22 protein-coding genes are annotated in these 25079 nt (G+C 47.1%); 6 read left to right on the plus strand and 16 right to left on the minus strand.

Going from position 1 to position 25079, the window contains the following annotated elements:
- Positions 1-77 precede the first annotated feature (77 nt).
- Positions 78-1667 (plus strand): N-acyl-D-amino-acid deacylase family protein, encoded by a 1590-nt coding sequence (locus tag ACYVGO_RS07000; RefSeq protein ID WP_460968570.1) that lies wholly within the window; start codon positions 78-80, stop codon positions 1665-1667.
- 60 nt (positions 1668-1727) lie between these two features.
- On the opposite strand, the gene ACYVGO_RS07005 is transcribed toward ACYVGO_RS07000, so the two are convergent.
- On the minus strand, positions 1728-2993 hold the full coding sequence (locus ACYVGO_RS07005; protein ID WP_460968572.1) for an MFS transporter: 1266 nt from the start codon (positions 2991-2993) through the stop codon (positions 1728-1730).
- Between the two features lie 165 nt (positions 2994-3158).
- On the opposite strand from ACYVGO_RS07005, the gene treA reads away from it, so the two are divergent.
- The 4 genes from treA (at position 3159) to ACYVGO_RS07025 (ending at position 8070) form a co-directional block, all read left to right on the plus strand.
- The gene (treA, locus tag ACYVGO_RS07010) at positions 3159-4682 is read left to right on the plus strand and encodes an alpha,alpha-trehalase TreA (RefSeq protein ID WP_460968573.1); all 1524 of its coding nucleotides are present in this window, start codon (positions 3159-3161) and stop codon (positions 4680-4682) included.
- Positions 4683-4784: 102 nt separating this feature from the next.
- A complete protein-coding gene (locus ACYVGO_RS07015) occupies positions 4785-5540 on the plus strand; it encodes an outer membrane beta-barrel protein (RefSeq protein ID WP_460968575.1) in 756 nt (251 codons plus the stop codon).
- 99 nt (positions 5541-5639) lie between these two features.
- On the plus strand, positions 5640-6245 hold the full coding sequence (locus ACYVGO_RS07020) for a hypothetical protein (protein ID WP_142775947.1): 606 nt from the start codon (positions 5640-5642) through the stop codon (positions 6243-6245).
- A 169-nt stretch (positions 6246-6414) separates the two neighbouring features.
- The gene (locus ACYVGO_RS07025; RefSeq protein WP_460968576.1) at positions 6415-8070 is read left to right on the plus strand and encodes a glycerol-3-phosphate dehydrogenase/oxidase; all 1656 of its coding nucleotides are present in this window, start codon (positions 6415-6417) and stop codon (positions 8068-8070) included.
- An 8-nt stretch (positions 8071-8078) separates the two neighbouring features.
- Here the strand turns inward: ACYVGO_RS07025 and ACYVGO_RS07030 are convergent, their stop codons facing one another.
- Entirely contained in the window at positions 8079-8393 is a 315-nt protein-coding gene (locus ACYVGO_RS07030; protein WP_460968578.1) for a hypothetical protein, read from the minus strand.
- Positions 8394-8692: 299 nt separating this feature from the next.
- Between ACYVGO_RS07030 and ffh the strand changes: the two genes are divergently transcribed.
- Positions 8693-10012 (plus strand): signal recognition particle protein, encoded by a 1320-nt coding sequence (gene ffh, locus ACYVGO_RS07035; RefSeq protein ID WP_142775942.1) that lies wholly within the window; start codon positions 8693-8695, stop codon positions 10010-10012.
- Positions 10013-10118: 106 nt separating this feature from the next.
- Here the strand turns inward: ffh and ACYVGO_RS07040 are convergent, their stop codons facing one another.
- The 14 genes from ACYVGO_RS07040 to ACYVGO_RS07105 all read right to left on the minus strand — a co-directional run bounded on the left by ACYVGO_RS07040 (position 10119) and on the right by ACYVGO_RS07105 (position 24907).
- Positions 10119-11843, minus strand: coding sequence for an N-acyl-D-amino-acid deacylase family protein (locus tag ACYVGO_RS07040; RefSeq protein WP_460968580.1), 1725 nt, complete (start codon positions 11841-11843; stop codon positions 10119-10121).
- 153 nt (positions 11844-11996) lie between these two features.
- Positions 11997-12701, minus strand: coding sequence for a DNA alkylation repair protein (locus tag ACYVGO_RS07045; protein ID WP_460968582.1), 705 nt, complete (start codon positions 12699-12701; stop codon positions 11997-11999).
- 61 nt (positions 12702-12762) lie between these two features.
- Positions 12763-14211: a cell division protein FtsZ gene (gene ftsZ / locus ACYVGO_RS07050; RefSeq protein WP_142775939.1), complete on the minus strand. Its 1449-nt coding sequence runs from the start codon at positions 14209-14211 to the stop codon at positions 12763-12765.
- Positions 14212-14290: 79 nt separating this feature from the next.
- The gene (gene ftsA / locus ACYVGO_RS07055; protein ID WP_246859334.1) at positions 14291-15694 is read right to left on the minus strand and encodes a cell division protein FtsA; all 1404 of its coding nucleotides are present in this window, start codon (positions 15692-15694) and stop codon (positions 14291-14293) included.
- Complete coding sequence (locus ACYVGO_RS07060) at positions 15691-16464, minus strand: cell division protein FtsQ/DivIB (RefSeq protein WP_460968584.1); 774 nt, start codon at positions 16462-16464, stop codon at positions 15691-15693. The genes ftsA and ACYVGO_RS07060 overlap by 4 nt, the downstream gene beginning before the upstream one ends.
- Before the next feature lie 36 nt (positions 16465-16500).
- Positions 16501-17886, minus strand: coding sequence for a UDP-N-acetylmuramate--L-alanine ligase (gene murC, locus ACYVGO_RS07065; RefSeq protein WP_460968585.1), 1386 nt, complete (start codon positions 17884-17886; stop codon positions 16501-16503).
- A gap of 71 nt (positions 17887-17957) precedes the next feature.
- Positions 17958-19049, minus strand: a complete 1092-nt coding sequence (gene murG / locus ACYVGO_RS07070) for an undecaprenyldiphospho-muramoylpentapeptide beta-N-acetylglucosaminyltransferase (protein ID WP_460968587.1) — start codon at positions 19047-19049, stop codon at positions 17958-17960.
- A gap of 105 nt (positions 19050-19154) precedes the next feature.
- Complete coding sequence (locus ACYVGO_RS07075) at positions 19155-20276, minus strand: FtsW/RodA/SpoVE family cell cycle protein (RefSeq protein WP_142775935.1); 1122 nt, start codon at positions 20274-20276, stop codon at positions 19155-19157.
- Between the two features lie 34 nt (positions 20277-20310).
- On the minus strand, positions 20311-21663 hold the full coding sequence (gene murD, locus ACYVGO_RS07080) for a UDP-N-acetylmuramoyl-L-alanine--D-glutamate ligase (protein WP_460968589.1): 1353 nt from the start codon (positions 21661-21663) through the stop codon (positions 20311-20313).
- A gap of 90 nt (positions 21664-21753) precedes the next feature.
- Positions 21754-22086 (minus strand): large-conductance mechanosensitive channel protein MscL, encoded by a 333-nt coding sequence (gene mscL, locus ACYVGO_RS07085; RefSeq protein WP_142775933.1) that lies wholly within the window; start codon positions 22084-22086, stop codon positions 21754-21756.
- Positions 22087-22160: 74 nt separating this feature from the next.
- Complete coding sequence (locus ACYVGO_RS07090) at positions 22161-23156, minus strand: DUF3078 domain-containing protein (protein ID WP_460968591.1); 996 nt, start codon at positions 23154-23156, stop codon at positions 22161-22163.
- An 87-nt stretch (positions 23157-23243) separates the two neighbouring features.
- Positions 23244-24092 carry a mechanosensitive ion channel family protein gene (locus ACYVGO_RS07095; protein WP_142775931.1) on the minus strand — a complete coding sequence of 283 codons (849 nt, stop codon included), beginning with the start codon at positions 24090-24092 and terminating at the stop codon, positions 23244-23246.
- A complete protein-coding gene (locus ACYVGO_RS07100) occupies positions 24089-24292 on the minus strand; it encodes a hypothetical protein (protein WP_460968593.1) in 204 nt (67 codons plus the stop codon). Before ACYVGO_RS07100 ends, ACYVGO_RS07095 begins: the two co-directional genes overlap by 4 nt.
- 9 nt (positions 24293-24301) lie before the next feature.
- Positions 24302-24907: an RNA polymerase sigma factor gene (locus ACYVGO_RS07105; RefSeq protein ID WP_460968595.1), complete on the minus strand. Its 606-nt coding sequence runs from the start codon at positions 24905-24907 to the stop codon at positions 24302-24304.
- Positions 24908-25079: the final 172 nt, after the last annotated feature.

Consider the following 25079-nt stretch of genomic DNA (forward strand, 5'->3'; position numbering starts at 1 on the left):
TTTCTAATGGGATTTGATTTTGGTTGGGAAAACAGCCATATTCATAGCTGACTTGTTTCTTATCCCTCTTCAAATCAATGCATCAACGACTCTACGCGCTCCTTATTTGCCTGATCATTTCCTGTTGTACGTATGCTCAACCCTACGACCTTGTCATTAAAAACGGCCGGGTAGTAGACGGAACAGGCAACCCCTGGATGTATGCCGATGTTGCCGTTCAAAACGGGCGTATCGTTAAGGTTGGGACGATACCAACCGCCGATGGCAAACGAACCATCGACGCAACTGGGTTAATTGTAGCGCCTGGTTTTATTGATGTACATGCGCATGTAGAGAATAGCCTGGAAGCTCAGCCTGGTGCTCCCAACTTCATTTACGATGGTGTTACCACGGTGATAACCGGCAACTGCGGTGGGTCAAGCGCCAACCTGCGGACCTACTTTGATACGCTACGAATGACAAAAACATCGATTAACGTGGGCTCGTTGATCGGCCATAATTCGGTACGCATGAAAGTCATGAAAATGGCGTTTCGGGAACCCACCGCTCGTGAACAGGCCGACATGGAAAGCCTCGTTGAACAGGCGATGAAAGACGGTGCTGTGGGCATATCGACGGGTTTAATTTATACACCCGGCACCTACGCCCGAACGCCCGAAGTGGTCAATCTGGCCAAAGTGGCCTCTCGCTATGGTGGCTTGTATGCGTCGCACATTCGGAACGAAGGGCAGAATGTGAAGCAGGCCGTTCAGGAAGCGATTCTGATTAGCCGTGAGGCTCATATTCCGGTCGAGATCTCGCATTTTAAAGTAGCCAGTAAGCCGCTTTGGGGAAAAAGTACCGAAACGGTTGAACTGGTTGAGTCGGCCCGACGCGAGGGCTTAGACGTCACCGTCGATCAATATCCGTACACGGCATCCAGCACATCGTTAGAGAGTATTGTACCGTCGTGGGCCTTGGCCGATGGCGATTCGGCCGTACTGGTTCGGTTCCGAGACCCAGCCACTCGCGCTAAAATCCGCACCGAAATGCTGGATGGATTGGCGAAAAACCTACGCAAAAACTACGAATATGCTGTTGTTTCCAGCTACAAACCCGATACAACTTTTAATGGCATGAGCATTAATGCCATCAACCAAAAGTTAGGCCGTAAGAACACACCCGATACGGAAGCTGACCTGATTATGGATCTGATGGAAAAAGCGAATCTGAAGCGAATCCAGATGGTGTATCATACTATGTCGGAAACGGACGTCGAGAATATTCTTCGATACCCCAACACAATGATTGCCTCCGATGCGGGTGTCGCTAAGCTTGGCTCAGGCATGCCGCATCCCCGCGCCTACGGTACCAATGCCCGTGTGTTAGGTCGTTACGTTCGTGAACGACACATTATTCCGCTGGAAGAAGCCATTCGCCGGATGACGTCCCTGCCTGCTCAGCGTTTCCGTCTTACTGATCGCGGATTACTCCGTCCCGGTTATGCCGCCGATATTGTGTTGTTCGACGAGAAAACCGTTGCTGACAAAGCCACCTACGAGCAACCGCATGCCTACACAACGGGCATTTCCTGGGTCATTGTGAATGGAACCCCCGTTGTTGAAAACAGCAGGCACAACGGTCAGCGGCCAGGGCAGTTGCTCATGGGGCCGGGCTACGTGAAGTGATGTATGATATAGGATGTATGTCTGTCAGAAAATACATCCTATATCATACATCCTACATATCTAATGTCCTCCCATGCCTGTCGTAATCTTCACCTCTTTCCCTGTTTTCTTCTGCATCCGGCTAAATACTGTAATGAGCACTAGTAGAAGGCCAATGGGTATAAGCGAGAAGTAAAATGCTGTTTGGCCATCAAAAGCGTCGAAAACGTGGCCAGTAATGATTGAACCAGTTGTGCCACCCAAGGCTGAGAAAATAACGATCAGTCCTGCCATTGGGCCGTGTTGCCGTAATGGTAGGCTACTCAGAATAGCGGAGTTAATGGCCGGATAGATCGGGGCAATGAAGAGGCCAATCATCGGGAAAATGAAAGCGGCTATGGGCGCATTACCCCAGCCGGTTACCGCATCACCAGTTACTCCACTGGCTAGCGGTAAGGCCAGCAATACGAGTCCAGCCGATGCAACAAGGCAAATCATCAGGAGCCAGTACCACGAAATTTTGCCTAATAATACACCTGCCAGAAATCGCCCTGCCGCTGTAGAAGCCGCCAGAATACTGGCCATCTGAATGCTAAGCGATGATGGTAAATGCAACACTTTGTAGTTAAATGTTGGTAACCAGCTCATAATGCCTTGTTCCATAAGGACATATACAAAGGCGGTTATAATAAATACCAGCACCACAGGTGTAATTGCCAAACGGATCATCTCTACGAGATCTCTGAGAGGGTTTGTGGGAGTTTCCTGTTTAACGCTCGATTCATCTATTGGTGTAATGAGTAGCAATAAAAACGCGGCTAAAGCAATACCCGCCAGAATATAATAAACACGCAGCCAGGCAGTGGATTGTGGATTGGTATCATCTACAAAGGCGCTGAATAAAAAATTACCTGACAACACACCAATCATAAAAAACGACTCCAGAAAATTCATGAAGCTGGCGTGCTCATTCGAATTATTCGTAATCAGTCCGATTGTCGCAAAAACGGAGACTTTAATCAAAGCGAAACCTGCACCCGTAGCGGCAAAGAGCAGCTTTGTTGTCCAGAAAGCGGGCACTTGTGGCATCAATAAGCAGGCCAGAATAACCAGACCGAGCGCAGCTAACATGGCTCGTTTGTAGCCAATCCGGATAATGTAAGAGGCCACAATAAACGAGACAATCGCAATGGTCAAATCCTTGAATGCTTCGAGAACACTGGCCGCCGAAGCCAATACGCTATAGTTGTTTTGAACTTGCAAAATCACGGTGCCAACACTATTCAGTAAGATGGCAAATACGAAATAGTTGAGAAGCAATGAGAGTTTAATACGCCAGTGAGCCATGCAAATACGGTGGTTATAGGTTTAGGAAGATAAACATACGGCTTTCCCGTTATTATTTTTTCCAGTTCTATTGTGGCTTTTTGCATTTTTGCTCGCCCAACAGGTGCATCCAAGGACAAAGTGGGCTTTTTCTAGTTAAATCATCCGAACCTTTCATTTTCTATTTTGGCAACTTCATCTTTCCCCAAATCGCCTGATCAACTCTTCGGTAGTCTGTTTCAGGATGTGCAGCTAGGTCACGTTTTCGCGGATTCAAAAACTTTTGTTGACTGCGTGCCCAAACTCGCTCCAGCCGACCTCGTTGCGTTTTACGAAGCCGAGAAAACCAAACCGGGTTTCGACCTTTCTGTATTTGTACATACCTATTTTGTCGTTCCGGAAAAAGTTGCCAATGATTACGTTAGTGACACATCAATTAGTACCGCCGATCATATAAACCGGTTGTGGGACCGGCTCACCCGCCCGGCTGATCCGCCTGTTGAAGGCAGTTCGCGTGTGCCATTGCCGCATCCGTACGTGGTGCCGGGGGGACGATTTCGCGAGATTTTTTATTGGGACAGTTATTTTACCATGCTGGGTTTGGACGAATCGGGACGAATCGATTTGATCCGGGATATGCTCGATAATTTCGCCTATCTGATTGATCAGTTCGGCTTTATTCCCAATGGAAACCGGACTTATTTCCTGAGTCGATCACAACCGCCGTATTTTGCCTTGATGGTGAATCTGCTAGCCGAACTAGAAGGAAAAGATGCGTTAGTAAAGTACCAGCCACAACTCCTCAACGAATATGATTTCTGGATGAACGGTCGCCATGAATTGACGGCCGAGCGGCCTATTCAGAAACGCGTTGTCAGGCTGGGCGACAAACTAATCGTGAACCGGTATTGGGATGATACGCCCACCCCTCGTCCCGAAGCATATCGGCAGGAAATCGAATTAACCGAAGAAGCAGCACCGCTGGGTGTTGTACCCGAAGAGCTGTACACACATATACGGGCAGCCTGCGAATCGGGCTGGGATTTTAGTAGCCGCTGGTTTAACGATCAGCAGTCAATGACTACCATAAAGGCCACCAATATTGTACCCGTAGATTTAAATTGTCTGCTTTATCGGTTAGAGACAACCTTGCATGACTCGGCTCTGCAGACCGGGGAGCATAAGCTGGCCTACGATGAGTATGACTGGCTGATTAAAGGCCGCGAAAAAGCCATTCAGCAGCTATTCTGGAATGAAGAAACGGGTTTCTTTCATGACTATGACGCTGTTGCCAACCAACAAACCGAAGCTTTAACACTGGCGGGAGTATTCCCTTTATTTTTTAAACTGGCTACGCCTGAGCAGGCTGCCCGCGTTCACGATCGGCTCAAAGCCGATTTTTTGCAAGCGGGTGGTTGGGTAACAACGCTCAACCAAACAGGCCAGCAATGGGACTGGCCGAATGGCTGGGCACCTTTGCAGTGGATTGTATACAAGGCGCTACTCAATTACGGCTTTACCGAAACAGCTAACGAAGGCCGCGATCGATGGCTGGCATTGAACGACAAGGTGTTTCGGGCAACGGGCAAAATGATGGAAAAATATAACGTCGTTGATGCCGCCATAACCACGGGCGGGGGTGAATACCCGAACCAGGATGGTTTTGGCTGGACAAATGGCGTTTATCTGGCAATGAGGGCGAATCGCTAAGGGTAATCTGCTTAGAATCAGGATATTTTCCTGATTGCTGATTTGTGGCACTGTATTTGTTTGGGAACCGTAAAACAACTTACCCAACAAATTTAGTAGGCTATGAAAAAGCTCTTCGTAACTGTACTGGCGGCTGGTATGACTACTGTTGCCTTTTGCCAGAAGACGTTTATTTTATCGCATCAGGATAAAAAAGGTTTTTTCGCTGTATCGGCGGGGGCTAGTTTGCCCGTTGGTCGGTTTGCGAGTTGCGCGTCATCCGATGATCAGGCCTGTATGGCTGGTAATGGACTTGCCTTTAATGTATCGGCAGGTTACCGGGTTGCCGGGCCTGTAGGCTTAATGATTCGTGGAGAACAACATCGGAACTCGGTTAACACAGGTGCAATGCTCGATGCGCTTTATCGTAACGATTCGGATGTCTGGACCGCTAAGGCTGATAACTGGTCGATCATGACCGTAATGGCGGGCCCCTATGTCTCTATTCCGCTAAGTGGTCGGTTTTCAGTAGATGGGCGCTTGCTTGCCGGTCGGGCACTGGCTGTTTTGCCGAATACATCTATGTCGGGTACATTCGGACGTACCGAAATGTCGGTGAAAACAACAGGTTCTCAGAGTAGCGCTATGGCGTTTGGTGGTGGATTGTCGCTACGCTATCGGTTGGGTAGGAGTACGGCCTTTAACGTGAATGCCGACTATAGCCGCGCTGATTTTACGTTCACGAACCTGACATCGACAGCACAAAGTAACAATAGTGTATCGAAAAGCTCAAGCTACAGTAGCGATCGAACTGTTGGCGTTGTCAGTGTATCGGCTGGTGTTGTTGTATTATTCGGAACGAAATATCGTCCGTTCTAACAACCGCTTGCTACCCTCCGTGAACAGTTCATCCGTATTTGGTTGTACACCTGCGTTTGGTAGCGTAGTTTAGTGGCTGATTCTTAACTAGCTCAGTCCATGACACCCACTCGCCGACATGCCGTTCTTCGGCGTGTAAAAGATATTACTCTCAGTACTACCCTTAGTTTGGCACTGCTTGGGGGTACCGTTCTTCTTCAAAGTTGCGGTAATAACAACTCCGAAGAAGAACGTACCGAAACCCGTTTCGGAAAAGGTGTACGAACCTATATCACCGAAACCGCGCCCGGTAACTTTAAAATTACCGACGAAGTGCAGGCTGAGCCGGGTCAGGCAGGAGCCATTGTGAATTATCATGATGGTCACCGCGATACGCTAAGTGTTGAAGCCGCTAAACGACTCGTTGAAACCGACCAGTCAACCAATACCTATCTCCACAACCCGGGAGCCTATCATCATCACAACGGGCTAGCGAATGTCCTGTTGTGGGGGAGTCTAGGCTATATGCTAGGGCGCTCTACAGGACCTCAATACCGAGATGACGCCCGTCGGTATGGCTCCGGTGTCTATGCTAACTCCGATTTATATAATCGCTCTACGCGCGTTGGCGAAAACGTTCGTACCTCCCGTGTTACTCGTACTGTTCGGCCATCGGGCGGGCGTAGTGGATTTTTCGGAGGCCGTAGCCGTAGTTTCTCTTCATAAGTTGGATAAATTAAAGATAGTGAGGCAACTAATTGCCCAGTTTCTGCCGTTACGTGATTAGTATATGTCAAAAAATTGACTGGTATAGTCAGGAATTGCCAGACTGTTGTCTGTGAATTCCTGACTATACCAATTCGTTTTTGACCTAAGTAGGATTGGTCTGGATACTATGAATCGGAAAATAAATCAGGAGCGGCTACGGCAGGAATCATTTGATGTGTGTATCATTGGCGCGGGGGCCAGTGGTGCCGGTGCAGCCTTAGATGCGGCCCTGAGAGGGTATCGGGTTGCGCTGATTGACCGGGGCGACTTTGCCAGCGAGACGTCTTCCCGTTCTACCAAACTGATTCATGGGGGCGTTCGCTATTTAGAACAGGCGATCAAAAAGCTTGATTTAGCGCAACTTCGTCAGGTGCGTCATGGTCTGGCCGAACGCCGGACGGTTATTCGAAATGCTCCACATTTAGCGCACCCACTCGCTATTCTTACACCGGTATTCAGTTGGTTCGAAGGCCTTTATATGACTATCGGCCTGACTCTTTACGATTTGATTGCTGGTCATGACTCCCTCCCAAAAGGAAGCTGGCTCAATCGGGCAGAGGCACTAGCCAAAAGTCCGATGTTGACGGGTCAGATGCACAGCGCGGTTTTGTATTATGATGGTCAGTTTAATGATGCCCGCTATGCGCTCGCACTGGCACACTCAGCCAGCGAAGCTGGAGCAACTGTAGTTAATTACACTGCCGTAACTGGTTTTACGCAGGAGAGTGGACGGCTTAAAACAGCTATTGTTCAGGATCAACTTACGGGCGAAACAAGTGAAATTCGGGCCAAGGTCTTTCTGAATTGTACGGGACCTTATGCAGACAGTGTCCGGCTACTAGCGAATTCGGCTGCCGAGGAACGTATACGTCCTAGTAAAGGCGTCCACATTGTTTTACCGCGCGAAACGCTGGCCAGCGATTACGCCATTCTGATTCCGAAAACAGCTGATGGCCGAGTTGTGTTTGCCATTCCGTTTGGCGACAAGGTGTTTGTTGGTACAACCGATAACGATTACGAAAATCTGAATCAGGAACCTATATTGGAACCCGATGAGGTCGATTATTTGCTCGAAACAGTAAAACCTTATTTAGCTAACGCTCCGCATCGTTCCGATATACAAGCTGGCTTTGGCGGTATTCGTCCGCTCATTGTGAGCAGCCGGGCCGATACCAAAACGTTGCTTCGCGATCATGAAGTGGAATACGATCCGGAATCTGGTTTATTGAGCTTACTGGGCGGTAAGTGGACAACCTACCGGGTAATGGCCCAGGATGCCATTGATCGTGTTGCTGAATTACTGAGCAAGCCCGTTCGGAGTAGTACCGAAACTCATTACTTAGTTGGGGGCGAAAATTACCGTTTCGAGGATTGGCAACTAGTACAAACCAGCTATGGGCTTCCGGCCGATGTTTGTCAGCACTTACTCCGAACCTATGGAACTCGTGCTCATAACGTAGCCAAGCTAGCAGAACAATACCCTCAATTGGCCTCTAAATTAACCGACAGTCAACCTTTTCTAAAGGCTGAAATCGTGTACCAGGTTCGTGAAGAAATGGCGGTTACCGTTCGAGATGTACTGGCTCGTCGGTGGCGGCTGGAGCTTTCAAACTGGCAGCTAACGGCTGAGCTTGTTCCGAAGGTTGCCGAGTTGATGGCTACTGAACTGGGTTGGAGTGAGACGCATCAGGCAGAGCAAAATCGATCGTATCAACAGTTATTGGCGACGTTCGTAAAACAGGCTGGACTGTTGTTTGAACAGTCCGTTATGGCCCCTATCTAGCTTTTCGTCTACTTTTTGGTAGAGTGAGCATGCCTTACCTCCCGAACCATCGTCATCAGACGTTTCCAGCACCGACCAATGGTTTTTTTGTCGTCTACTTTCGTAGGGGCAGTAGTTGCGGTAGCTTCTGGTTTAGTCGTTGTGTTACGAGCTAAAACAGGGTCACCTGCTGACTTGGTTGGCGATTTTACAGGAGAAACTAGGGTTGTTGTGAAGGCAGTTTGCAAGGGCATCGCGATAGTGATCGACGATACAAACGGGCATACTACTAAAGATGCAGTAGCTACGTAGCCTGCTGCTTTTTTCATCAAAAGAGTTCTCATGAGGCAGTTGGTTTAGAATCACTATGGCGTCGTATTAGCAATTCTTGCAAAAGAGGATGCATTAGATGCTAATATAGACATAAATAGTATTATTGCCTCATAGAGTAGAATTAAACGTCAAACAAATAAGTAATCATCTATTCCTTATCAACTATAATGCCAGAAAAATATTGTTTTGGCTGATTGTTGAAAAACAGTATTTTTTTATAACCCTCGCCTACATCTCCGGCTCTATTCGCTAATTGGCAATTATTGAGCGTGGGAAACTGTTATCTTTGCCGAATCGTTTGTAATACACTATGTTCGAGAATCTTCAGGATAAGCTAAATAAGGCTATTAAAACCCTAAAAGGGCAGGGCCGCATTACCGAAATCAACGTTGCTGCAACTATTAAAGAAGTTCGCCGTGCGCTGACCGACGCCGACGTAAACTATAAAGTTGCCAAAGAAATTACCGACCGCATTCGTGATAAAGCGCTTGACCGAAAGGTGCTTATTTCCGTTGAGCCGGGCCAACTATTCGTTAAAATTGTTCAGGAAGAACTGACCGAGTTAATGGGTGGCGAAGCACAGGGCATCAATATCAAAGGCGACCCGGCTGTCATTCTGATTGCAGGTTTGCAGGGATCGGGTAAGACAACCTTTTCGGGTAAACTGGCGGCCTTTCTAAAAAAACAGGGGCGGGGTGTACTCCTCGTTGCTGCAGATATCTACCGGCCAGCGGCTATCGACCAGTTGAAAGTCCTGGGTGAACAGGTTGGCGTAGATGTATACGCCGAGCCAGAAAACAAAGACGCCGTTGCCATTGCGAAGAATGGTATCGATCAGGCTCGCAAAACAGGTAAGAAAATCGTAATTATCGATACAGCCGGACGTTTGGCAGTCGATGAAGCGATGATGCAGGAAATCGAAGCGGTTAAACGGGCCATCTCACCCACCGAAACCTTGTTTGTGGTTGATTCCATGACGGGGCAGGATGCGGTCAATACGGCCAAAACGTTTAACGAACGGCTCAATTTCGATGGCGTCGTGCTCACCAAACTTGACGGTGATGCCCGAGGTGGAGCGGCTCTTTCCATTAAAACGGTTGTCAATAAGCCCATCAAGTTCATTAGTACGGGCGAGAAAATGGAAGCGCTCGACGTATTCTACCCCGATCGGATGGCCAGCCGGATTCTGGGCATGGGCGACGTGATTTCGCTGGTAGAGCGGGCGCAACAGGCATTTGATGAAGATGAAGCCAAACGCATCAACGCCAAGATGCGTAAGAATCAGTTCGACTTCGACGACTTCCTGTCGCAGTTGCAGCAGATCAAAAAGATGGGTAATGTCAAAGACCTGCTCGGTATGATTCCGGGCATGGGCAAGATGATCAAGGATTTGGACATCGATAACGATTCGTTCAAGCCCATCGAAGCCATTATTAGCTCGATGACGCCGAAGGAACGTAGCCGCCCTGACATCATTGATGGAAGCCGTAAAAAACGAATCGCAGCGGGTAGTGGTACCAATATCCAGCAAGTGAATAATTTGCTGAAGCAGTTCGATGAGATGCGCAAGATGATGAAGAAGATGAACACTATGCAGTCATCCGGCAAGCTGAATAAAATGATGCGGTAATCTCTACATATCTAAAGCAACTAGCCTTGGCCGTGTCAACACAGTCAAGGCTAGTTGCTTTTATAACCTGGTAGACTTTTCATGCGGGTAGGCCAAGTCAGGAGTCTTAAATCTTTTTCGAGCCTGCTATCACTTTCTCTTTTCTGCCCGGTCCCCATAAGGCCCGACCTGGCAAGACACCGGTATGTTGTCCATCTTTTAGTACCTGTTTCCCGTTGATAAAGACATGTTGCATACCCGTAGCGTATTGGAAGGGTTTCTCGAATGTAGCTTTATCGCCTATGGTAGCCGGGTCGAAAATAACGACGTCGGCAAAGTAGCCTGGCTTGAGCAAACCGCGATCCTTGAGTTTGTGATTGCTAGCAGGTAAACTGGTTAGTCGGCGGATGGCTTCGTCCAGCGAAATCAATTTTTCGTCCCGAACGTATCGACCTAGCAACCGGGCGAAGTTGCCAAAAGTGCGAGGGTGTGTGGTGCCGTTTTGGTTGTCTTCTTCCCGTATCGAAGCAGCATCCGATCCGAAGCTGACCCACGGTTGCTGAATCTCCTTGCGAACGTTTTCTTCCGACATCAGGAAATAGATTGTTCCAACCCGGGCTTTGTCCTGCACAATTAGATCCATTGCGGTTTCGAGTGGGTCTTTTCCACGAATAGCGGCTACCTGTCCCAATGTTTTACCGACGTATTTCTTCAATGAATCCTGTTCAAAATCCGCCAGCAAAATATTATCCATGGAACCTGCTAAAGCGAATAAGTTTTCCCATTCCTGGGTTTGATGGCGTACTTCCCCGGCAATTTTTCGGCGTTCTGTAGGATCCTGCAATCGCTTCCAGCCTGCCAGAAAGCCCCCGTTGAAGACATAAGGTGGTAAACAGGATGTTAAGCCCGTACCACCAGCCGTATAGGTGTACATGTTGGCGGTTACGTCCTGGCCTTGTTGCCTTGCCTGATTAATCATGGCAATAGCCTTATCTATTTTAGGCCAGTTTCGTACGCCACTTGCCTTAAAATGATAGAGTTCGACGGGGAGCTTGGCTTCCTTACCAATCTTGATAAGCTCTTGGATACCCTCTTCCAGCCGATCACCTTCACTCCGCATGTGAACAATGTAGCGGCCTCCGTAACGAGAGGCTTCGCGACACAGCGCAATCAGTTCATCAGTATCGGCAAAGGTATTTGGGGGGTAAATCAGCATAGTTGTTACGCCCAGCGCACCGCCTTCCATCGCTTCCTGAACCAATGCCTGCATCTGGGCTAACTGACTGGGAGTGGGTTTCACGTCGTCCTCGCCCAGTACGTTCATGCGGACTTCGCCTGCGCCTACATACGAAGCAATGTTTGGGGTAATGCCTTTGCGCTCCAGTTTGGTCATAAACTCCGCCAGCGTTGTCCAGCTGCAGGTATCAGCGCCAGGGCCAAATGTGGTTAGGTTGCGGTTGATTCGTTGGCGCATGGCCTGGGTCTTAACCGGACCCCACGATAACTCGCCGAAGATTTCGGTTGTAATCCCCTGCTTCAAATCGCTCATAGAGCGGTTGTCTTTGAGCAGAAACGCGCCCGTATGTGATAGTACATTGATGAATCCCGGTGCCACCGCCATACCATTGGCATCTACAATGGTAGTTGCCTTAGAATTCGACAAGGTACCGATCGCCACGACCCGGTCTGCCCGAATACCAACGTCGCCTTTGTACGGCTTTTGACCGGAACCATCGTAAATCAGGCCATTTCGAATAATAACATCGTAGGGAACAGTCTTTGCCGATTTTGTTTGACCAGAACTAGCAAACGACAGTACCATGCATAAGCAAGCGAAGAAGACGGTTTTCATCAGAAAGTGACTGAAGAGGTTGGTTTGCAAAATATAAGGATAATATCTTGGTTCACCGCCCTTTAGCCTGCTAAGGCATTGTCCTTACTTCGTTTTCATTACTGCCCTCATCAGTCGAGTTACATGGATAGGTCAATTGGATTGCTTAGTATGCTATAAATCCAGATAATACCGTCGGCGGGCGGGGTCGAATCGTTCGATGGCATAGCGGAGAGTTGTACGCGGCATTTGCTGGACGTGGTCATGCAAAAATTCTTCTAGGGCATCTATATTCCGTTTACCTACTTCGCGTAGCATCCAGCCAATTGCCTTATGAATCAGGTCGTGTTTATGAGGCAACAATAGTTCGGCCAGGGCGAAGGTATCTCCAAACTGCCCCAGCCGAATCAGCGCGAAAGTCGAAATGATAGCAATGCGCTGGCTCCAGAGATGATCTTCAGCGGCCAGTTCATATAGAATTGATCGGTCTCCATGAATGACCGATCGACCAATAATGTGCGGGCAGGTGACATCTACTAAATCCCAGTTGTTGATAAACTGTCGGTTGGCCAGATACCGTTCCAGAATTTCCGATTGTTGAGCTGGACGAGCTTTCTTCGTTTGGTTAACCCAAATTAACAGCCCTACCATACGGCATTCGTGATAAGGGTCACGTAATAACAGCTCGGTTTCGGTAATGGGTAGGTTATGATACTGTTTGGCAATGATGTGCTGCTCTGGCATTGAAAGCCCTAAAAAGTGGTCACCTTCACCATACTGACCCGGAGCGGTCTTAAAAAAACGAGCAACCCAACTAGCTCGGTCAGGTTGAGCAAAAGCAAGCAGAGCTTCTTTTACGGCAGTGTACGTCAGTTCCATTAGAACAAAAAAGCAGAGACCTAGAAGTCTCTGCCAGAAATGGAGCATCATGGGCCCCTGCTTAATCATTGAGCTTTGAACGCACAAACTCCTGCTCAGCTAAGAGCGGTAGCGGGTAGAGCATAGTCTTATTCCGCTCAAAGGTTGGGCGGTCGAGGTCGGCGGCTAAATACTGACCTTTTACAAAAGCCTCTACGGTTTTCTTGATTAGGTCGGCATCGTTAGGCCGTTCTACTTCGTCTAACTCTAATACATCGATATCGTCATCATCATCCTGAAAAGATCCCGTAAAAACGGGTGGTTCTGGTCGAACAATGGATGAACCGCCATTATAGCCACCCGTTGGTGTTTGCTTATCATCGGGCTTCACGCTTACGCCAACAGGCTCTGAGTCTGTTTCATTCCCATCCGCGTCGACCAGTACCAGGTCTTCGGGGGTTTCTTCATCCGTCAGACTATCCTGGGGCTGGTCTTCTTCTGCTTCTAGTAGATCAGGCTCTACCACATTAGTGCCTGGATCTTTAAGCTGATCCATGAGCGCAGATGTACCGTCAAAACCAGCGGCAATGATAGTTACCCGTAGATTCTCGCCAAGGTTTTCGTCGGTGATGGCACCAAACTTAAACATGCGGGCTTCGCTCTGAATTTTTTTGGCAACGTGTTCCGAAATGGCCATTTGCTCTTTCAGCTTCATGGCGTGTTGCTTACTCGACGAAATGGTTAGCAGAATCCGTTTGGCCCCTCGAATGTCGTGGTCGTTCAGCAAAGGCGAATTCAGAGCCGCTTCGATAGCGCGAAGAGCACGGTCTTCGCCCCCGATCTCAGCCGAACCCATAACAGATTGTCCTGCTCCTTCGAGCACTTTCTTAACGTCGGCAAAGTCAGCGTTGATATCGCCCTGGGTCGTAATGATCTCCGCGATACTCTTTACGGCATTGGCTAGTACGTCATCGGCATGAGCGTAGGCTTCCGTCCATGTCAGTTCGCTATATAACTCAGCTAGTTTGTCGTTTAGAACAACTAATACGGTATCGCAGCTTTTCTTTAGCTTTTCAATTCCTTCACGAGCCTGCTCTTTCTTATCAGTTCCTTCGTACCAATAGGGAGCCGTTACAACAGCTACCGTTAGCAGGCCCATCTCACGAGCTACTTCGGCAACAACGGGAGCTGCACCTGTACCGGTACCACCGCCCATACCCGCCGTGATGAAAACCATTTTCGTTGGCGGAGCCAGCAGGTTCCGAATTTCGTCGATACTCGCTCGGGCAGCATCTTCACCTGCTTTGGCCTCGGTACCTGCCCCCAATCCGTCGCCCAGTTGCAATTTGGTTTGCACTGGATTACTCATAAGAGCCTGACGGTCGGTATTACACACGGCAAAGCTGACATCCCGCATTTTCAGTTTGTCCATGTGCTTAACGGCATTACCTCCCATGCCGCCCACGCCGACAACCTTAATAATAATTGGGTTATCGTCTGGAATTTCGAATCTATAGCCCTGACTATTCATCGTGTGGGTTGTGGTGTCTGTTCATTTACAAAAACTGTATATAGCGAGTAAACCGGCTTATGGCCAGTTTACAAGATTTCTAGTACGGGTCGGTTTCGTTGCCACGAGATGGCTGTAGCGCTTCTAGAAGTTTGTCGAACCAACCTTTTTTAGGCGGCTCAGGTGGTTCTGGAAGCTTGGTTCCCCCGGTAGGTTTAACGCCTGTTCCGCTAACGGGTGGGTAAGTTACCCGACTACTTGGGCTAACAGGCTGATCTTCAGGAATTCGATTCGGATCGCTGATGAATGAAATTCGATTGTCGATGGTCTTATAGCCTGCCCACACCAAACCAACTGCAGTTGCATAGGCAGGATCGCCAACCAGGTCAGCACGGCCATTAGGTTCAAGATGCTCAGGATACCCAACGCGCACTTCTTCAACCCCGGTTACCCGACCGAAAATAAGCTCCACTCCTGGAATTAGTGCTGAACCACCGGTTAGGACGATACCACCCAGCAATTTGCCGTCGTAGCCCGACCGAATAATTTCGGCTTGTACCAATGCGGCAATTTCACGCAACCGGTCTTCAATAATGACAGCTACATTTTTCAGTAGTACGTCTTTCGGCTTACGATTGCTTAGCCCAGGTACCGCCACAACCTCATTCAGATTGTATTCGCCGGGGTTAGCGCTACCAAATTTCTTTTTGAGCAACTCAGCCTGATTGGGTAGAATTTTGCAACCCGCCTGAATATCGGATGTCAGGCTATTACCAGCCCATGGAAAAACGGCCACGTGACGAAGGACATTTCGGTAATAAATGGCCATCTCAGTAGTGCCTCCTCCAATATCGACCAGCGCAACGCCAGCGTATTTTTCTTCATCAGTCAGAACCGCCAGACCTGACGCGAGCGCCGACAGCATCATGGTATCCTGGGCCAGATTGTTGCGCGTAATGCACTTGCGAATGTTTCGGGCAGCATTTGCCTGGGCTGTAATTAATTGAAAATCAGCACCAAGCTTTACTCCGTTTCGACCAACCGGTTGATTGATATTCGTTTCCGTATCGACGACGAAATCCATTGGCAGGACATGGATAATTTCCTTGTCGGCCGGAATCGACGTCCGGTACATGTCATTCAACAGGTGATCAATATCTTCTGTCTGCACCTCATCGCCGGATGATGAACGGGTAATGCTCCCACTCGACTTAACCGACGTAACGTGTGAACCGCTGAAACTGACATTTACTAAATGAATGTTCAGGTTAGATTGGTTAGATGCCTCTGCTACAGCCCGCCGGATTGCATTGACTGTATTGTTGACGTTCACGACAGACCCCTTGGCTACTCCATCGGTTAGATTCGTCTCCCCTACGCCCAGTACTTCGAGCGTTTCCTGTTCCTTGTTATTCCGAATCAACCGTCCAGCCACCGCACACACCTTAGTGCTACCGATGTCCAGACCCACTACAATTTTTTCGTCCATGCCCGTTGTTGTCATTCGCAAACTATTTGGTTTCGGTACTGGACGCTTACCCGGCTATAACGATCCCATCCTTTGGCTGGTAAAACGTCCGTATAGACTAATTTTAATTTTCTAAACTTCGCATCCAGTTCGGTGGGTGGCCCAAATTCAATCCGATGATTACCCATTTGCGGCCACATGGTCACCTCGCCTTGTTCATCTACTGATAGCTCGGCGATTTGTGCACGCCAGAACGGATCATCGTGTATTCGTTTCAACAAATCCAGCAATGGCTGGTTTCGTTCACTGACCAGCGAACGATTTTGAGCGAAATAATTTCCGGTCAGAATCGGAACACGGGCCGAATAATTCATAGAGATCGGGAAAAAGTGGCCATCTTCACTTACATACTGCCCCGATACGGTTCTTGTTCCGTCGCCTGGAGCCATTAACCGGGCCAATGGCCTGGGTTGTTCAATCACGACGAGTAAAGCACCTGTTAGGTCACGTGAAATCTGACAATTTTTTACCAATCCATGTTGTTTCAACCTTTTTTCCAATCGGCGGAGGTCTACATCGGCATAATCTTTACCGACAACTGGATCTGCTCCTTCGTTAGTCAGGTAGCCTATTGCATCCCGACGCGTCAGAAAACGATACCCATCTGTCTGATTAATTCGTATAATCACCGACCGAACATGCTTCTGCCCATGCCTGATTTCGGTAAAAGCAATGAGACCAAATAGACTCAAAAGCCCTCCGAAGGCGAACAACCACTTTTTGGATGATTTAAAGGTAGAAAACATCTGTAAATAAGATGAATTGTTTTTCAGTTATTTTATCTATTGGTAGGTTACGATAGATTTTAATGTTGGTAGCAATTGGTCAATATCACCCGCACCGATGGTGACAAGCAATGAAGGCTTCATTTTTCGCACAACGTCGGGCAATTCGTCTTTGGTGCATTTTTGTTTGCTTTTCGAGTGTACGCTCCGAAAAATCAGCTCTGAGGTGACTCCTTCCATCGGCAGTTCGCGAGCGGGGTAAATATCAAGCAAAATTACATTGTCTGCCAGTGATAGACTTTCGGCAAAGCCCTCCGCAAAATCACGTGTACGACTGAATAAGTGTGGTTGAAAGATCGCCGTCAATTCTCGGTCAGGATACAGCGCTTTCACCGACGACAAAAAGGCCTGTACTTCAGCAGGATGGTGTGCGTAGTCGTCGATCAATACAGCTTCATCGGTTTTAAGAATATACTCAAATCGCCGACGAACTCCCCGGTAGGTTGTCAGCGCCGATCGAATAGCCTCGGGCGATACGCCTACTTCCAGCGCTACAGCTCCTGCGGCAACAGCATTTTCGACATTATGAAATCCGGGAACCATCAGTTGGATATCGGCAATAGCTCCTTTCGGATGGACCAGGTCGAATACAAACGTAGCCTGTTCAATTCGCAGGTTCTGGCTGTAATAGTCGCCATCTTTCAGAGAATACTGTCTAACCTCTGCTTTTGTTTTGTCTGCAAGTGATAAACCTTGCTTCATGAACAAAACGCCATCGGTTTCAATCTGGCTTACGAATTTGCTAAATGATTCAAGGACAGCATCATGTGCCCCATAAATGTCCAAATGATCGGCATCCGTAGAGGTTACGATGGCATAGGTTGGAAATAACGTCAGAAATGATCGGTCAAATTCATCGGCTTCGACCACACAAACTACGGAGCGAAGGTCATCGGCGGGTTCATTGAGCAGGAAGTTAGTACCGTAATTATTGGTAATGCCACCCAGAAAAGCTGCGCAGTTTACACCTGCATCGCGCAGAATATGGGCAACCATTGATGACGTAGTGGTTTTTCCGTGTGTTCCAGCAACCCCAACTGTTGTCATCTGACCAGCTAATAAGCCCAGAACCTGTGACCGCTTTTGGAGTGTAAACCCTTTTTCTATAACGTAACTATATTCGGCGTGCGTTTTAGGAACGGCAGGGGTATATATGACTAAGGTTTCGGCAGGATTTTCCCGAAAGGCAGCAGGTATTTGATCAACATCTTCGGTGAAATGAATCGTCATACCTTCTGCTTGCAGAGCATCGGTCAAAGCAGTAGGCGTTTTGTCATAGCCGGCAACGGTGTAGCCATTAACCCGAAACCAACGGGCCAAAGCGCTCATACCGATGCCACCAATGCCGAGGAAATAAATGTATTTGAATTGATCTAATGTCATTTGTTGGGGAAGAAAGGGGGAACAGAGGAGAAGGTAAAAGGGGAGATTTTAATCCCTCTCCTCCGTTCTCCTTATTTTGTTAATTTAATTACTTCGTTGGCAATGTCGCGAGCGGCATTAGGTTTGGCCAAAGATCTTATTTCTATACTCAGTTGTTGTCGTTGAACTGGATTGTTTAGCAAAGTTAATGCTGCGGTGACAAGTTCCTCGCGTGCACTTCGGTCATTGACAAGTAGGGCTGCATTATGCTCTACCAGGCTCATGGCGTTTTTTGTTTGGTGATCTTCTGCGGCTGCTGGAAATGGTACCAGAATAGCCGGGCGACCAACCAGACATAATTCAGATACGGACAGCGCTCCCGCTCGGGATACGACGGCATCGGCAACTGCATATGCTTTGTCCATATCGTAGATAAAGTCGTAAGGTTTAATTAATGGCGAAGCAAGCGTAGCTACGGCTGTCCGCGCCCGTTCAATGAAGGCGGGACCTGTTTGCCAAATTACCTGAATACCTGCATCGACAAAGCGGGCTAACCCAGCCTCTATACTCTCATTTACTGTTCGGGCTCCCTGGCTCCCGCCAATAATTAACAGTGTTGGCCGAGTTGCTTCCAGGTCGAATAATTTCTGACCAGCCGCCACTTGTTGATCGGCAAACTGGATATCGCTCCGAACCGGATTTCCCGTTAGTTTGATCTTATCAACTGGAAAAAATGCGTCCATGCCGGGGTAAGCTACACAAATGCGCTTTGCCCATCGGGCGAGTACTTTATTTGTAAGTCCGGCATACGAATTTTGTTCCTGGATCAGTGTAGGAATTCCTTTTAGTGATGCTGCCAGTAAAAGAGGCCCGCTGGCGTAACCGCCTACGCCCACAGCAACATCGGGCTGAAAATCACTAACGATCTGCCGGGCCCGAAGTAAACTCCGGCCTAATTTTAGCGGAAAGCCCAGGTTTGCCAGTGTTAGTTCCCGCTTAATGCCAACGATAGGTAAGCCTACAATTTCATAACCTGCACGGGGCACTTTCTCCATTTCCATTTTACCTTCAGCTCCAACGAACAAAATCTTCGTTGTCGGATCGATTGCCTTCAGCTCGTTGGCAATAGCAATTGCTGGATAAATATGACCGCCGGTTCCGCCCCCGCTGATGATAACTTTCATTCGGTTTGTGGTTTATGGTTTACGGTATTCGGTTTATGGTGAACTGGGACGAAAGCAACTAGATGCGTCAGCCCACCATAAACTGAATACCGTAAACCATGAACATTAAATTTTACTTTCGTCGGCTTCATCGCGACTGACACTTAGAACAATGCCAATCGCTAAGCCGGTGAATATGAGGGATGTACCCCCCATACTTAATAACGGTAGCGGCTGTCCTGTTACAGGAGCCAAGCCAATGGCTACACAAATGCTGGCAAAGGCCTGAAAAACAATACTAAAGGTTAATCCGGCTGAGAGTAGTCCACCAAAAGGGCGAGTTGCTTTCTGAAGTGTTTTCATGCCTCGCCACAAAAACCATAGGTAAGCTAATACGACGGGTATACCCCCTAATATCAACCCATACTCTTCTACGATAATAGCGTAAATAAAATCAGAGAATGGGTTGGGCAATGTGTTGCGTTGATGGCTGTTGCCGGGTCCCTGACCAGTTAAACCGCCGTTTGCCAGTGCGATGTACGACTGCTCGACCTGGTAAACGATGGTGTCGGAATTTGAAAAACTTTTGACCCGATTAACCGCCGTTCCCAATCGCTGCCCTGCTGCTAAACCGATCCCTCCAAACACCACACATACTGCAATCATATAGCCTAAATAGCGCACTGGAACCCGACCAATGTACATTAGTAGAAAACAGGTTGCGCCCAACAAAAGAGCCGTTGATGTATTTGAGAGTATAATTAGCGAACAGATAAGGCCAATCCAGAGAATAAGATTGAATAACACCGTTGGGTCATTCATGAAGCGTTGCCGCTTGGCCAGCATCGCTGCCAAATTGGAAATAAGGGCCAGTTTGGCTAAATCCGATGGTTGAAACGTCTGGTTAATAATAGGAATCGTTACCCAGCGCGACGCGTCATTCAGGGTCGAACCTTTGAAAAAGGCCCATAATAGGAGAGGAACAGATAACCAAAGCCCATATTTCGACAACCGGGCGTAGTAGACATAGTTAATCTTATGCGCGAAATACGTACAGGCTAATCCAATAAGAAGAAGAGAGCCGTGTTTTAGTAGAAAGACTTCTGTATTTCCATCCAGCTCACGAAACGCTTTAGTACCCGTTGCGCTATAAACAACCAGCACGCTCATAATTGATAGATAAAGAACAATCCACCAGATTTGGCGGTCGCCTTTAAGATGCGTACGAATCCATTCTCGGAGGGCCATGTTTTTTTAATGATGAATGATGAATGCTTTTACCTTAAGCATTCATCATTAGGTTTTTAACGGCGGCTTTGAACTGATTGCCACGGTCTTCGTAATTTTTGAATAAGTCAAAACTGGCACAAGCTGGCGAAAGCAGGACAATATCCCCCGGTTCCGCCAGTTCAAGCCCTTTCGTTACGGCATCGGTAATTGATTGCGTTTCGTAAATCGTCGGTACTTTCTCGCCAAAATACTCCACTAATTTATGATTATCAATGCCAAGGCAAATCAGCGCTTTTACTTTTTGATCTACTAATTTATCCAATTGGCTGTAATCGTTGCCTTTGTCCTGACCACCTGCTATCCAGATTGTTGGCGCATCCATACTCGATAGAGCATAAAAAACAGAGTCGACATTGGTCGCTTTCGAGTCGTTGATGAACTGGATATGGTTGACCGTTCCTGCAGGCTCAAGACGGTGGGCCGCATTCTGAAAGGTTTTTAGTCCATTTGCAATAGCCTCGTTTGCTACACCGACGGACTGGGCTGCTAGTATAGCCGCCAACATGTTGATCGCGTTATGCGGGCCACGAAGAGGAGTATCTGTTTGTGAAATTGTAAATGAATGATCCTTATTAGCGGCCAATAACTGATCATCGGCTAAATAACCTCCCGGCGAAACGACTTTTTCCAAAGATATTGGCAACTGACGAACAATCGGATTCCGTTTGGCTAGTTCATCCAGAATTGGCTGACTTTCGGCAAAATAGATAAAGTCGTCGGTAGGAGTGGCGTTTTGTAAAATTCTGAATTTAGACGCTACGTAATTCTGAAAATCATATCCGTAACGATCAAGGTGATCGGGCGTAATATTAAGCAGAACCATTACATCGAGATGCGTATCATACATATCGTCTAATTGGAAACTACTCAATTCCAGCACAAAATAGTCAAATGTATCTGTGATGACCTGTTCTGCAAAGCTATCACCGATATTGCCTGCCAGGCCCACATTGAGCCCCGCTGTTTTGAGGAGATGATACGTTAATAAGGTTGTTGTAGTTTTGCCATTACTGCCTGTTATACCAATAAGTTTGGCCCTAGTGTAGCGAGCGGCAAATTCAATTTCAGAAATAACAGGTATATTCTGAGTCCGAAGTTTTTGCACCAGGGGCACTTTCTCTGGAATGCCAGGGCTTTTAATCACTTCGGTTGCGTCTAAAATTCGCTCCTCTGTGTGCTGACCTTCCTCAAATGGTATATTAGCTGCCTGGAGGGTTTTGCGGTAGCTCTCTTTGAGAACTCCTTTATCGGATAGAAAAACATCAAAGCCTTTGGCTTTTGCCAGTAAAGCAGCCCCCACACCACTTTCACCTCCGCCAAGAATGACTATTTTTTGGACTGACATAGTAAATCTGTACTATCAGCAAAATAACGCATAAATGAAGAAGCCCCGACTATTGGTCAGGGCTTTTCAATCAAATTTTCTAAAAAAGGGTTACTCTTTAGATGCCATTGAATTTGAGAAACGGGCTCGGTTGGCTGCTTTCACTATGAGGAAAACAACCCAGGCGATGATCAGGAATTGAATGAATGTATTCAGGAAGTTGCCGTATCGAATAGCAACTTCGGGAGTTGTGCCCACTGCTTCTTTCAGTACAATTTTTAACTGACTGAAATCAACGCCACCGAGAACTAAACCCAAAATGGGGTTAATGATGTCTTCAACAAGGGATGTAGTGATTTTGCCAAAGGCAGCACCAATAATGACGCCAACGGCCAGGTCAAGTACGTTACCCTGAGCGATAAAAGTTTTAAATTCACTAAACATAAAGGCTAATTTTTTAGGTTAGAAACACTAGTTAAGCAAACGATTAAATCAAAGTAGAAAATGTTTATCGCAAATCAAAACCTACCAGGAAGTGGGTCGGTGGCCTTTATTGGGTCTTTCTTCTTTTTAAATGAACTGATGTTATAGGATAATCCGATAGCCAGTGTTTGCTGAATCTGTAGCGAAGAGCTAAAATCTTTATTGTACAGCAAAATTAGACCGAAAGTGGTACTCAGATAACGGCTTGCTTTGGCTGTCATAATAAGATCAAGCCGGTGGTTAATATTATCTAATTGAGCATACTGGGTGAACAGCTGATAACGGGCATTAATCGATATGTTCTCCGTTAGATTACGATTTAAGGCAGCCTGCAACTGAAACGCCAGCCATTCCATACGACTGCTTTTTCCGGGGTCAACACCAAAGGCTTTTTGTGTAGCATCGGGTACAAATGTACCATCTGCCTGTTCCCGCACTCGAACACTTTGATCGGCTAAGAAGGTAAAACGAGGGGCTATTGGGCTCATTCGAAGCGAAAACCAGTCATTGGGCTTATAGGCAATCCCCATAGATAGTGTAAGTTGAGCAGGGGCAAAAAAGTTAGATATACGCAAACGGGTTTGATCTGCTGGAAGTTTATCGTAGCGATAACCAGGCGCAAAAAATGTATTGAACGTACCCGAGACAAACAAATCCCATTTGGGTGCAATCTGGTGCCCTATCACAGAGATCAAAATAATCTGATCCGCAGCTTTTCGGGTATTACCTAACTGGGTAAGATAGCCTAGTTGCAAATCAGCGGTGTTATCCCAGGAAGTTTTTCCTTTTTCGTAGAGGGCACGGGCTGCTATTACACCACCAATTGCAAGCGAATTAACCCCTCCCCCTGACCAATTACTGAACGAGGCCTGATTGAAGTTGACCCCACCACTGAAGGATCGTTGCCAATAGGAGGTATCTGGCTTTACTGAAATTGTGTCTTTAAAATTTTTGGTAACTCGTACTGAATCGGAAGGAACAAATTTAGGTGAGTCCTGAGCCAGTGCCTGGCTTAAGAAAGACCAACTCATAAGTATAAAAAGAGCACTTGTCTTCATAGAATGCGTGAAATTTAGTTGACAGTCAGACGAAGCAGGTGGACGTTGGTAACTCTCTTTTTATACGGCAGCCGTTGGAGGAGTATCAAATACTTCCACTTTTTTCATTTGTAAAGTTTGAAGTGGCACTACTGTTGTCGTTGCGCCGGTGCGGAGTGTAAGAGAAATATTATCTACTTTTATTATTTCACCTTTTGCGTCATCAACTTGAATAGTCTGGCCTTCTTTATACTTATTTTTCGTGTAAAATGAGGATAGAATATTGGCCATTAAATCGCGGGAGGCAATTCCATAACCAATGGCAAATGCGAAGATTACACCACCTATAATGAGGTTAAAGCTTGATTCAAGGAGTTCTGTGTTGATACCAGCTTGCCCCAGTGCACTAATAATGGTAATGATCAGAAAGAAAACAAATACAATCATGCTGAGTAGTCTGCCCGAAGCTATATTAAACGACTGACACACACTGACTACTGCTCCTCGTAACGTATCGGCCAGTAGAACACCAACTTGTAACATAATAGCGGCTGCAATCAGTTTGGGAATAAAGTTGATCAACGAGGCCACCATCTCGGTGATAGCAGCCACCCCTAATTTTTCAGTGGCAGCCTTAATGAAAACCAGCAGGATAAAGTAGTAAAGGACTTTTGCAATAATTTCGCTTAGTTTAATTTCTGTCTTCAGTTGTTTGATAATGCTAATTTCATTCAGGCGATTACCGATTTTGTCAAACCCTACTCTACCAAGCACTCGTAGTACAATAAGGGCGACGAGCCGGGCAAAGCCAATCCCGATTAACATAATGACCATTGCCCCTAATAGGCGAGGAACAAACTCAACAAATTGGTCAATTAGGGTTTGAAATGTATTCCGTAAAACTTCAGTCAATTCTGGAAGCTCTTTCATGTGGCAGGATTTGTGTTATCAGAGGTTACGTAAGGTGGGTTCATCAGAGCGGATGCCAAATCCAACAAGTCGCCGATGTAGAGATCGACGATCGTTATTGCATTCCGAATTAAATCTATTTCTGAAACGAGTTCTGTTTTTAGATTGGGAGGGCAGACCGCGTCAGACTCAAGTTGTTTAAAGGGATTCGTATTTTCCATAGCATTTGATTAACGAAAAGGCCAGCGGATAGACAACACCATTTTGATTGCCAGTAATAGCCAGAATATGGCACCTTCGAGATAGTGTTTGCGTAGCTTATCACGTGATCGTTTAAGGCGCATTTTTACTGCGCTCTCAGTCAATCCGTTTATATTGGCAATATCTCGAATACTAATATCATCCTGATACTTCATCAAGAGCATCGATTGTTCATCGGGGGGGAGTTGATGGAGGGCGCGCTCAAGTTGTTGCGCTTCCATCTCAGCCAGTTCGGCTAATCCATCGTCAGCACCCACATCTAATCGCTCCCAACCATCGTCCATATAGACCTCCCGGCGCAGGTTGTGCGACCGGAGCTGATCGGTGCAGTAATTGTATGTGATTGAATATAACCAGGTTGAAAATTTAGACTGTTCTCTAAATCCGCTAAGCTTAACAACCAGTTTCAGGAAGATGTCGTGCGTTAGGTCTTCTGCCCTAACTGGATCTTTGGTAAATGACAAACATTTCCTGTAAACTTTATCACAGTAGCGTTCATATAATCGTTCAAAATAGACGTTCCGTTGCGTTTCGACATAGTGCCGAACCAACTCTTCGTCTGAATAGTGCTCCATTCTAGGTGGTAGTGGCTGTTAAGACCTGAAAGTTTAGTAAAAGTAACTGTCCTATAAGGCCAATAATAGAAAAAAAAATGGTCACATATAAATTAAAGCAAAAGCTCAGCCAAAGCGGTGACCATTCAGCATAAATTGACTTAATTGCCACATATTTATCATGAACGAAAGA

Source organism: Spirosoma migulaei (assembly GCF_054776855.1).